General features: G+C 75.9%; 3 protein-coding genes. All 3 read left to right on the plus strand.

The genetic code is table 11. From position 1 onward, the window contains the following. Positions 1–223 (plus strand): hypothetical protein (locus B5D80_RS33585; RefSeq protein WP_211291723.1); only part of this gene is annotated, 223 nt, incomplete at its 5' end. Positions 224–233: 10 nt separating this feature from the next. Next, complete coding sequence (locus tag B5D80_RS31895) at positions 234–9,503, plus strand: SDR family NAD(P)-dependent oxidoreductase (protein ID WP_088647644.1); 9,270 nt, start codon at positions 234–236, stop codon at positions 9,501–9,503. 37 nt (positions 9,504–9,540) lie between these two features. Continuing rightward, positions 9,541–12,524, plus strand: a 2,984-nt coding sequence (locus B5D80_RS31900; protein WP_211291724.1) for a polyketide synthase family protein, incomplete at its 3' end; no start/stop codon positions are given.

Consider the following 12,524-nt stretch of genomic DNA (forward strand, 5'->3'; position numbering starts at 1 on the left):
CTACAACCAGGGTCTGGGTGAGATCGACTGGGCGGGGGTGCATCACGGGAAGGGGCACCGCACCACCACCATCCCCACCTACCCGTTCGAGCGCCGGGAGTTGAGCGCGCCCCGGTTCCCCGGTTCCGCCGCGCGGCGTCGACCGGAGCCGGAGGTTCCCGTACCCGCAGCAGGTGACGGGGCAGTCGGCCACCCGTTGTTCGACCGTCACTACGAGCACTGAGCGAGGGACCGTGACGTACCGGGTCGAGACCTACGAGAAGACCTTCGCCGCACACGAGCCGTTCATCGCCCAGCACCGCTCCGGCGGTCTCGGCATCCTGCCCGCCGCCGTGCAACTGGAGATGGCCCTGCTGGGGGTCGCCCAGCGTCGGGCGTTCCACCCGCTCGAACTCGTCGACGTCGCCTTCGTCCGGCCGTTCACGGTCGCCGACGGCGAGCAGGTCACCGGCCGCCTCGACGTGACCCTGGGGGAGCGGGCCCGGTTCGAGTTGGGTGCGGTGACCCCCGAGGGCCACCGGACGGTCTCCACCGGGTCGGGTGGGCCGATCCCGTCCGACACCCACCCGCCGGCCGCCTGGGCGGTGAGTTGCCCGGTGCCGGTCCCGCCGGAACGCGTCTACGCCGGCTGGTCGGCCGCCGGACTGGTCTACGGGCCGGACTTCCGCACCGTACGCCGGCTCGCCGTCGGCACGGGCACCGCCGAGGCGACCCTGGAGACGGTGGCCCAGCCACTGCCGTGGTACTCCCACCCGCTGCTGATCGACGGCGTCTTCCAGGTGGTCAGCTGCGCCCTCCAGGACCTCACCGGTGGCGACCCGCCAGGGCCGATGCTACCGATCGGGGTGGCCCGTCTCGCCCTGCACGCCGAGCTGTCCCCGCTCAGCACCGGGGTGACCGTCCGGGTACGCCGTACCGCCGTGCGGGACGCCTGGTCCGTCGCGGACGCCATCCTGGTCGACGCCACAGGCCGGGTCGTCGCCGAACTCACCGGGGTGCGGATGCGCCGGTTGCCGGCCCCGCGTCCGGCGACCGGGCAGCTGCTCACCCGGATCGACTGGGCCCCCGCCGACGCCCCCGCCACCGCCGGGCCGGCGGCCGGCACCTGGGTGGTCCTGCACCACGGCGAGCGGGACGGGCCGGGAGCGGCCACCGTGCGGGCCCTGCGCGCCGGCGGGGCCCGGGTCGTCGAGGTGCTGCCCGAGCCACCGGCGGCGGGCCCCGGAGCCGACCAGCGGGTCGTCCCGGAACCCGACGAGCCGGCGTTCCAGCAGCTCTGGGCGGAGCTGGCGGACCCGGTCGCCGGGGTGGTGCACCTGTGGAACACCGGCCCGACCCGAGGAGAAGCCACCGAACTGCGCCTGGGCCTCTACTCCTGCCTCGCCGCCCTGAAGACCCTCGGCCAGCGGCAGCGCTCCGGGCACTTCCTGGTCGGCACGGAACGCGGCCAACCGGTGGCCGACGGCGACACCCCGGTGCCGGCCCGCGCCGCGCTGTGGGGCCTCGTCCGCACCGCCGCCATCGAGTACCCGGGGCTGCGGCCCCGCCTCGTCGACCTCGACCCCGCCTCGGCCGCCGCCCTGCCGGCCGAGTTGGGCGACGGGGGGCCGGTGGAGACCGGCTACCGCACCGGGGTACGGCACGTGCCGGTCCGCGTGCCCCTGGGCGCGTCCGACGGTGGTCGGCCGCCGGTCCGGCCGGGCGGCCGTTACCTGATCCTCGGCGGTCACGGCGGACTGGGCCTGGCGGTGGCCCGCCGCTTCGCCACCGACGGCGCCGGCCTGGTCGCCCTGGTCAGCCGGTCCGGCGGCACCGGCACCGACGCGACCGTCCTGGCCGGCATCGAGTCGTACGGCTGTCGGGTGGTCTCGTTCGCCGCCGACGTCGGCACGCCCGGCGCCCTGGCCGAGGTGGTACGGGAGATCCGCCACCGCTTCGGTGACCTGCACGGCGTGGTGCACGCCGCCGGCGCGCTGAAGGACGGCCTGCTGCGCGGCACCACCGCCGGGGACGTGGCGGAGGTGCTGCGCCCGAAGGTCGACGGCGCGCACGAACTGGCCGCCGCCGTCGCCGGCACCGCGCTGGACTTCGCCGTGCTGTTCGCCTCGGTCTCCGGCACCTTCGGCAACCTCGGCCAGGGCGGGTACGCCGCCGCCAACGCCTACCTCGACGCGTTCGCCCACGCCCGGGGCAACCCGTGGACCAGTGTGGACTGGGGGCTGTGGGGCGAGGTGGGCATGGGCACCGCCGTCGCCGAACAGCTCAGGCGTCGCGGCGTCCGGCCGCTGGGCACCGTCGAGGCGCTCGACGCGTTGATGACCGTCCTGCGCGACGACGTCCGGCAGGTCGTCATCGCCCACCCCGACGCCGCGCCGGCCGGCGGCTCCGTCGGCACCGGGGAGACTCCGGGTGCCGGCACGCCCCCCGCGCCGCCGGCCCCCGCCCGCCCGGCACCGACCGCCGCCGCCGGGCCGGGTGCGTCCCCGGGCGGTACGTCCGGCAGCGACGACACCGACGCCGGGCGCACCGAGGACGGGCTCGCCGACTTCCTCGCGGGGCGGCTGGGCCTCGGCGACCTCGACCGGACCGCACCGCTTACCGACTACGGCATCAACTCGATCCTGAGCGTCGAGCTGGCCGAGGAGCTGTCCCGGCGGTGGGGGGTCGCCCTCCCGGCCACCCTCTTCCTGGAGTACGGCGACTTCGCCGAGCTGGCCGGGGCGCTCGCCACCCGGTACGGCGCCCGGCCGCCCGCCCCGCAGCCGGCACCGGCCACCGCGGCGTCCCCGCCGGCCACCGCCGGGCCCTCCCCGGCCGACGTCGCCTCCCCGGCCACCACCGGGCCCTCCCCGGCCGACGTCGCCTCCCCGGCCGATGTCGCCGCGCCGGCGCAACGGCGGGCCGGCGACATCGCCGTGGTGGCCGTCTCCGGCGACCTGCCCGGCGGACGCGACCTGGCCGACCTGTGGCCGATGCTGCGCGCCGGCGCGGACGCCTTCACCGAGATCCCGGCGGAACGCTGGAACGTCGACGACCACTACCAGCAGCGCGGCCCCGACATGACGGGCACCTACTGCCGCAGCGGCGCGTTCGTCGCCGGGATCGACCGCTTCGACCCGAAGTTCTTCGGCATCGCCGTGCGGGAGGCCGAGGAGATGGACCCGCAGCAGAAGCTGCTGCTGGAGCACGCCTGGTCGGTGGTGGACGGCAGCGGACTCGCCGGCCGGCGGGACATCGGCGTGTTCGTGGGGGCCACCTACACCCATCACCGCGACGCGCAGGGGCTGTCGGCCGTCGGCCCGCACACCGCCCTGGGCTCGATGAACGCCGTACTGGCCAACCGGATCTCCTACGCGCTGGACCTCACCGGCCCCTCGCAGACCGTCGACACGCTCTGCTCGTCGTCTCTGGTCGCCCTCCAGCAGGCGGTGGTCAGCCTGCGTACCGGGCAGTGCGGCGCGGCCATCGTCGCCGCCTGCCACGTCGGGCTGACGCCCTGGTACTACCGCAGCCTCAGCCAGCTCGGCGCACTGTCGCCGACCCGGCCCCGGCCGTTCGACGACCGGGCCGACGGGTTCGTGCCCGGCGAGGGCGCGGTGGCCGTCATGCTGAAACGACTCGACGACGCCGAACGCGACGGTGACCGCATTCACGCGGTGATCCGGGGCGCGGCGGTCAACCACGGCGGGCGGGGCAGCGCCCTGCCCGTGCCGCGCAGCGAGTCGCAGGTCGCGGTGATCCGGGCCGCGCTGGCCGACGCCGCGCTCACCCCGGCCGACATCTCCCTGGTCGAGACGCACGGCACGGCCACCCGGCTCGGTGACCCGATCGAGATCGCCGCCCTGGCCGAGGTCTTCGACGGCGACCGGCCCGAACCGTGCCAGCTCGGCTCGGTCAAGGCGAACATCGGTCACCTGGAACCGGCGAGCGGCCTGGCCGGCCTCGTCAAGGTGCTGCTCTGCCTCGAACACGGTGAGATCCCGCCGCTGGCCGGGTTCGCGACCCTCGGCGCGCACATCACCCTGCCCCCGGGCCGGCTGGCCATCCCGACCGCACCGCAGCCGTGGCGGGCCACCGGGCCGCGCCGGGCCGGCATCAGCGCCTTCGGCATGGGCGGAACGAACGCCCACGTCGTCGTCGAGGAGTACACCCCCGCCCCGGCCGCCCGGCCCGCCGACGGGCCGGCGCGCGAGCACCTGCTGGTGCTGTCGGCGCACACTCCCGACCTGCTGACCCGGCGGGTCGCGGACGTACGGCGGATGATCGAGGCGGACGACGCGGTCGACGTCGGGGCGCTGTGCTTCTCGGCCTCGGTGGGGCGGGTGCACCTGCCGTACCGGGTCGCCGTGCTCGGGGTGAGCGGGGCGGCCCTCGGCGCGGGCCTGCGCCGGGCGCTGCGCCTCGGGTCCGAGCTGCCGGGCACGGTGCTGCGCGGCGACACGGTGCTCGCCGGTGACCCGGTGCCGGTCGGGCCGGACCTCGCCGAACGGTTGGCGCGCCACCTGCCGTGGCCCGCCGAGCGGATCGCCGCCGAGTTGCGTACCCCCGACGGCGGGCTGCTCGCCGCGCTGGCCGGCTGGTACGTCGCCGGCCGGGACGTCGACTGGCGACCGTTGTACGACGGCGCCGGCCCGCGCCGGCTCGCCCTGCCGCCCTACCCGTTCCGGGACCGCGCCGACCGGGCGTCCGCCCGGCCGGTCACCGGTCCGTCCGGGCCGTCGACGCCGCTCCCGGCGGTCGCCCCGGACCCGGCCGACGGGCACCGGGAACCCGGGCTCGCCCGGCTGCTGGACGCCCACCTGGTCTTCGGCCGGCCGACGGTGCCGGCGGCGCTCCTCGTCACCAGGGGGTTCGCCACCGCCGCCGTGCTGGAGCGGCTCGCCTTCACCGCCCGGGGCACCGGGCACCACCGGCTCACTGCGGACACGACCGCCGGCGACACCGTGACGTTCCGCTACGGCGGCCAGGTCATCGGCCATCTCACTGCCGGCGCGCTCCGGCCGCAGGGACCACCCCCCGCGCCGCTGCCGGTGGACCGGGAGTACGCCGCCCACCCCCGCACGCTCGACCCGGCCGGCCTGTACGCGTGGTTCGCGGCGAAGCGGGTCGACTTCGGCGCGGCGCTGCGGGTCGTCGGCCACATCGCGTACGGCACGACCGGGGTGCTCGTCCGGGTCGACCACGCCGACGCGGACCCGGCGGTGCGCGCGGTGGCCGCGCTCGACGCGGCGCTGCAGAGCATGGCGGTCCTGACCCTGGCCGATCCGGCCGCCTCCGCGCTGACCTACCTGCCGGTGTCGATCGGCCGGGCGGTGCGCTGGGCGGACCCGGTCGACACCCGGCACGTGCGGCTGCGGCTCACCGGTCAGGATCCCGACGGCAGCCGTCGGGCCGACATCGTGCTGCTGGACACCGCCGGCCGGGTCCTGGTCTCCCTCACCGACGTGGTCTACCGGCCGGTCGCCGCGCCGGCCGACGACCCCGACCGGCCGGCGGACGCTTCCCCGACGGTGGGTGCGGCGGCCCCGGCCGGGCGGCGGCCGGTGACCGCCCTCGCCGTCGAGGAGACCGTCGTCGAGGTGGTCCGCACGGTGCTGCGGGACCCGGACGTCACCGCGACCGGTTCGCTCGCCGCGACCGGCATCGACTCGATGCTCGCCACCATGGTCGCCGCGGACCTCCAGGAACGCCTCGGGGTGACGCTGGGCCCGGTGGAGGTGTTGCAGGCGTCCGACTGCCGCGCGCTGGCCGCCGTGGTGGCGTCCGTGCTGCCCGAGCAGGCCCCGCCGACGGCAGGTGGCCCGGCCGTTTCCGCGCCGGGGGACGCCCCGGCGGCGGTCGAGCCCGCCGACGACGCCATCCGTGCCGGCACCGACCAGCCGGTCCCGGCTGCCTCCGCCGCGCGGGACGAGCCGCCCGCCGGGCCGGACGGCGGCGACCGGGGTGACCTGGCCGTCATCGGGATCGCCTGCGCGCTGCCCGGCGCTACCGACCCGGAGAGCTTCTGGTCCCTGCTGGCGCGTGGGGGCAGCGGCATCGGTCCCGCGCCCGCCTTCCGCTGGGCGGGGGGTGGCGACGGGGCCGCGACCGGCGGCTTCCTGGGCCCGATCGACGAGTTCGACGCCCGCTTCTTCGACTTCTTCGCCAAGCAGGCCGAGGTGCTCGACCCGCAGGTCCGCTGGCTGCTGCGCACCGCGTGGGAGGCGCTGGAGTCCGCCGGGATCGCCCCGCTGTCCACGCCCGCCTCGACCGGCGTGTTCGTCGGTGCCAGCTACCAGCACTACAAGGACTACAACCTCGCCCCGGAGCTGGACGCGCCGAGCGGGTTGGGCAACCACAACGCGTTCCTGGCGAACCGGGTGAGTTATTTCCTGGATCTGTCGGGGCCGAGCATGACGATCGACACGTTGTGTTCGTCGTCGTTGGTGGCTCTGCACACGGCGGTGCGCAGCATCCGCAGCGGCGAGTGCGACCAGGCCATCGTCGCCGGGGTGCGGCTGGCCATGTCCCCCCTGCACTACACCGCGATGCGGAACCTGCGGGCCCTCTCCCCGACGGGTGCGTCGCGGGCGTTCGATGCGGGGGCTGACGGGTTCGTGCCGGGTGAGGGTGTGGTGACGGTGGTGGTGAAGCCGTTGGTCGATGCGGTGCGGGATGGGGATCGGGTGCGGGGGGTGATCCGGGGTTCGGCGGTGAATCACGGTGGTCGGACGAGTGGGTTGACGGTGCCGAGTAGTGCCGCTCAGCGGGAGGTGATCGTGGCGGCGTTGCGGGATGCGGGTGTTGGTGTGGAGGGGATCGGGATGGTGGAGGCCCACGGCACGGGGGCGTCGTTGGGTGATCCGATCGAGGTGGAGGGTCTCACCCGGGCGTGGCGGGGGTTTACGTCGCGGACGCAGTTCTGTGCGATCGGCTCACTCAAGTCGAACATCGGTCATTTGGAGCCGGCGGCGGGTTTGGCGGGGTTGGTGAAGGTGTTGTTGTCGTTGGAGCACGGGGTGGTGCCGGCGACGTTGCATGTGGTGCGGCCGAATGACCATATCCGGTTTGAGGACACGCCGTTCTTTGTGGCGGACAAGCCGGTGTCGTGGCCCCGGGTCGCGGGTTCACCGCGTCGGGCGGCGGTGTCGGCGTTCGGGATGGGCGGGGTCAACGCCCACGTCATCATCGAGGAAGCCCCGCTCCCGGCTGCCCGGGAACCCCTGCCGCAACAGTCGTACGTGGTGAAGGTGTCCGCCGCCACCGAGGACGCGGTACGCCGCCTCGCCGCCGCGTACGCCGACTCCTTCGCGGCCGCCCCCGACGACCGGGCCACCGCCGACCTCTGTCACACCGCCAACGTGGGCCGTTCCTCGCTCGACTACCAGACCGCGGTGAGCGGCCCCACCGGGCAGGCCCTCGCCGAGCAGTTCCGGGCGGTCGCCGACGGCCGGGTCCCGGTCGCCCGCGTCGACTGCCACCGGCCCGCCGACCCGCTCCCCGCCGACCCGGCGCAGCGGCACGCGGTGGTGGTGGACCAGGTCCGGCAGGGCCGGGCCGACATCGACTGGGCCGCCCTGTCCGTGCCGGGCTCACGCAGCGTCGCGCTCCCCACCTACCCGTTCGACCGGGGCCGGTACTGGCACACCCGCCCCGCCGCGACGGTGACCGGGCCCGCCCCGGTCACCACCGTGGACCTGCCCCCGGAGCACACCCCACCGGTGGACCCCCGGCCCGCCGACGGCGGCCACTGCGGCAACCCGGCGTCGACACCCGAGGCCCTGGTCACCCGGTGGCGACCCGCCGACCCGCCACCAGGCGCATCGGCCTACGGGGTCACCGTGCGGGTGGTCGTGGCGGACTCGGACCTCGGCGGCGCGGTCTCCGCCGCCCTCGCCGCCAAGGGCGCAGACCTGGCCCCCGACGGGGTGACCCCCCGCGCCCTGGTGGTGGTCAACGCCCTCCCCGGGCCCGCCGACACCGCACCGGACCTGCGCGGCTTCTGGGAGCAGCTCCGCTCCTACGCCGCCACCGTCCCGCCCCGGGGCAGGATGGTCTGGGTCGCACACCGGTCGGTCACCGTCGACGAGGCGGACCGGACACTGCTCGACCCCGGGGCCGCCGCGCGGGCGTTCGCGGTCCGCGCCGCCGCCGCCGAGAACCGGTTGACCGTCGCCGTGCTCGACCTCGACCCGGCCGATCCGGTCGAGATCCGCGCCCGGCAGGTCGCCGCCGAGTTCGCCGCGCTGCGCCCCGGCCCCGACACCGTGGTGGCCTACCGCCGTGGCGTCCGGTACGTTCCGACCCCGTCCCCGGCCCGGCCGGGACCCCCCGCCGACCTGGCCGGGGACGGGTACCACCTGGTCACCGGCGGCCTCGGCGCGGTCGGCCGGCGACTGGTCACGCACCTGGTGACGCGCGGCGCCCGACGCATCGGCATCGTCGGCCGGTCGCCGCTCGACGGGGCCGCCGAAGACTTCCTGCGCGGGCTGCGCCCGCAGGCCGAGGTGGACTACCAGCGGTGCGACGTCGCCGAACCGGCCGCGTTGACCGCCGCGGCCGCGTCCTTCACCCACCGGTGGGGCCGACTGCGCGGGATCGTGCACTGCTCCGGCGGGGTCAACCAGTTCGGGTCGCTGCGTCGTCGGCAGTGGTCGGAGGCGGCCCGGGTGACCGCTCCGAAGATCGCCGGCTCCCGCAACGTGATCCGGCTCGCCCGCACCGAGGGCGCCGACCACGTCGCCCTGGTCTCCTCGATCGCCGGTGCCCTGCCCGACGCCGGCCGTGGCCTGGTGGACTACGCCCTGGCCAACGCGTACCAGCTGGCCCTGGCCGAGCAGGCCGGCGACGACGGCCCGACGGTGACCGCGCACGCCTGGCCGAACTGGTCCGGCATCGGCATGGCGGCGGACGAGTCGTTCTCCGCCGGGCACTCGATCACCCTCGACCAGGCGCTGGCCGGCTTCGACGCGCACCTGCTCACCGGGGGTGCCGTGGTGTTCCCCGGCAGCGCCGTGCCGCAGCCGACCACCGTCTCCGCGCCGCCGCAGGCCGCCCACCGGGACGCGCCGACCGCGCACCCCGAGCCCACCCCGGCCGACCCCCTCCCGGCTGACTCCGCCGGTGGTGACGCCGCACCGGCCGGGCCGCCGTCGGACGGCGACCCGGGGGTCGCGTACCGGCTGGTGCGGGACGCCTTCGTCGACGTGCTCGGTGAGGACCCGGGTGAGTGCCCCCTGCCCGACCTGGGGCTGGACTCGTTGGTCATCGCCGACCTGACCAGCGCCATCGAGCGGCTCAGCGGGACGACCGTCGACCCCTCGCTGGTGATGCGGTCCCGCACGATGGCCGACCTCGCGGCCCGGCTCACCGACCGGGCCGTACCACCCGCCCCGGCGTCCGGGACCGACCCGGTCGGCAGGGCGGCCGGTGCGGTGCCGTCCGCGCCCGACCCGGCGTCCACGGCGAGCCTCAGCGCCCTGCTGCGGCCACTGCTCGCCACCGGCCAGCAGCCGCGCCACTGACCTGCCCACCGAGTGTGACGGAAGGAGCGACGCGAACATGACGGACAGTCGAATCGCGGTGATCGGCATGGCCGTACGGCTTCCCGGTGCCGAGGACGTGGCGGACCTGCGCTGGCTGCTGACCCACGACTCGGTCGAGGTGGACGAGGTCCCGCCCAGCCGGTGGGCCCGCGACCACTACCTCGGCGACGGCGACCACCAGGGCACCCACCACCGGGGCGCCTTCCTCCAGGACCCGTTCTCCTTCGACCACGAGGCGTTCGGCCTGACCGCCGGCGACGCCGTCCTGCTCGACCCGCAGCAGCGGGTGATGCTGGAGGTCGGCGCGCGGGCGCTGGAGGACGCCGGCTACCGCTCCGTGCGCCGCCGTCTCGACGCGGGAGTCTTCGTCGGTGCCCGGATGAACTCCTACGGCTTCGACCACGGCCGTGGGATGGCCCCGACCGGCCCGGACCGCACCGGCCGGCCGGTCCCGGCGGCCCTGTGGGGCCGGTCGCAGAACTTCGTCGCGGCCTGGCTCTCCGACCGCCTCGACCTCACCGGCCCCAGCCTGGTGGTCGACACCGCCTGCTCGTCCTCGCTGACCGCGGTCTGGTTGGCCTGCCAGAGCCTCGCCGCCGGCAGCTGCGAGATCGCCCTGGTCGGCGGCGTGGACCTGCTGCTCGACCCGCTGACCTTCGTGTTGCTGTCCCGCACCGGCGCGCTCTCCCCGGACGGGCTGTGCCAGACCTTCGACGAGAAGGCCAACGGGTACGTCCCCGGGGAGGGGGCCGTCGCCCTGGTGCTCAAGCCGATGGCCGCGGCGGTGGCCGACGGTGACCTGATCCTCGGCGCGATCGCCGGCACCGGCGTCAACAACGACGGCCGCACCATGGGGGTGACCACCCCCAACCTGGAGGCCCAGATCGCGTTGCTCGACCGGGTGTACGGGCGGATCGACCCCACCACCGTGCAGTATGTCGAGACCCACGGCACCGGCACCGCCATCGGCGACCCGATCGAGGTGCGGGCCCTCACCGACGTGTTCGGCCGGCGCGGCGTCGCCCCCGGCAGCGTCGCGCTCGGCTCGCTGAAACGGCGGATCGGTCACCTGCACTCGGCATCCGGCCTGGCCGGCCTGGCCAAGATCGTCCTCTGCCTGCGGGACGGGGTCGTCCCCGGGGTGCCGGTGCCCAGCGTCAACCCGCGGCTCCGGTTGGACACCGGCCCCCTGTACCTGCCGTCGCGTCCCCGACCCTGGCCGGCGGCCCCGGTCCGCCGGGCCGGCGTGAGCGGCTTCGGCTTCGGCGGCACCAACGCGCACGTGGTGGCCGAGGCGGCGAACGGGCCCGCGCCGACCACCACCGGGGCCGGGCGGCCCGCGGAGGTGCTCGCCCTCTCCGCCGACAGCCCCGACGTGCTGCGCGAGCTGGCCGCGCAGTGGGTGGAGTTCCTCCCCTCGGTGGCCGACGAGATCGCCGACGTGCTCGCCACCGCCCGACTTGGCCGCCCGGCCCGCGCCGTACGCTGCGCGGTCACCGGACCGGACGCCGACGGCCTCGCCGCCGCGCTGCGCGCCCGGCTGCTACGCGCCGACGTCCCGCTGGGGGAGCCCACCGGCCGGCCGTCCGTGGTGGCCGTCCGCCCGGTGGCCGGGTCCGCCCCGCCACGGTGGCTGCTCGCGCTCCACCACGACCTGCCGGCGGTACGGGAGATCGTCGGCCGGTTCGAGACCGCCGTCGGCAGCCCGGTGACGACGTTCTCCGGCCCGCTGCTGCGGATCTGCGCGGGGGTCGTGCTGGCCGTGGCGCTGCGCGGCACCGGGGTACCCGAGCAGGCGGTCGACCTGCCACCCGGCTGGACGCCGATCGCCGACTTCGTGCACGGACGTACCTCCCTGGAGGAGTCGCTCAGTACGGTGCTGGCCGCCGGAGCCGCGACCACCGACGCTCCCGGCCCCGCCCACCCGGACGACGTCGACGCCCGACTGGACCTCTGCGCGCGCCTGGCCGCCGCCACCGACGGGCGGCGGGCCGCCGAGGTGCTCGCCGCCGTCACCGCGGAACTCTTCGAGGCCGGGGCGGACATCGACTGGGCCACGTTCCAGGGGCCGGTCGCCTGGCACAAGCGCCTCCTGCCGGTCGGCCAGGCCCGGGGCCCCGCGCTGGACCTGCGGGAGCCGCTGCGCTCCGCCCAGCCCGGCGGCCCGCTGACCCTCGACGACGCCGGCCCGGCCGGGTACGCCTTCTCCCGCGTCTTCGGGCCGGGCGAGGTGCCGATCGCCCAGCACTCGGTGTACCGCCGGATCATGCTCCCCGGCGTCGCCTGGTTCGACTTCCTGCGCCAGGGCGCCGAGCTGCGCGGCGAACCGTTCCACGGGGTACGCGACGTGCTCTTCCACCGCCCGCTCATCCCGACCGGGGCGCACCGGGTGGTGTGCCGGGTCGACGCCGACGGGCGGTTCACCGTCGCCGACGCCGACGGCACCCCCTTCGTCACCGGCCGGTACGCCCCGCACCCCGATCCGGTGCCCGCGTCGCAGCCGCTCGCGGCGCTGCTCGACACCTGCTCCCGGGTGCACACCGGCTCCACCGTGTACCGCTGGCTGCGCCGCATCGGCTACCAGCACGGCCGGTACTACCGCAACATCTCCTGGGTCGCCAGCCTGCCCGGCGGCGGCACCCTCGCCCGGATCGAGGGGGGCCGGCAACGCGCCCTGAACCCCCCGGAGGTCCAGCTCTTCCCGGGGCTGCTGGACAGCGTCACCATCGCGGCGATCGACCCGGACAACCCGGTGTTCGGCACCGACCATGCCACCGCGTTCATCCCGCTCTCCGTCGACCGGGTGAGCGTGCACGGTGACCTGGCCGACGCCGCCTACGTGCGTACCGAGGTGTCCTTCTGGAACGAGGAGGCGTGCCGGGTCACCCAGGTCGTCCTCGACGCCGCGGGCGTACCGCTGCTGACCTTCGGGGACATCTCCTCCAAGCGGGTGCCCGTCCTCGCGTTCAGCGGGCCGCCGGCCGACACCGTGCGTCGACC

This window comes from Micromonospora wenchangensis (assembly GCF_002210435.1).
GTDB lineage: Bacteria > Actinomycetota > Actinomycetes > Mycobacteriales > Micromonosporaceae > Micromonospora > Micromonospora wenchangensis.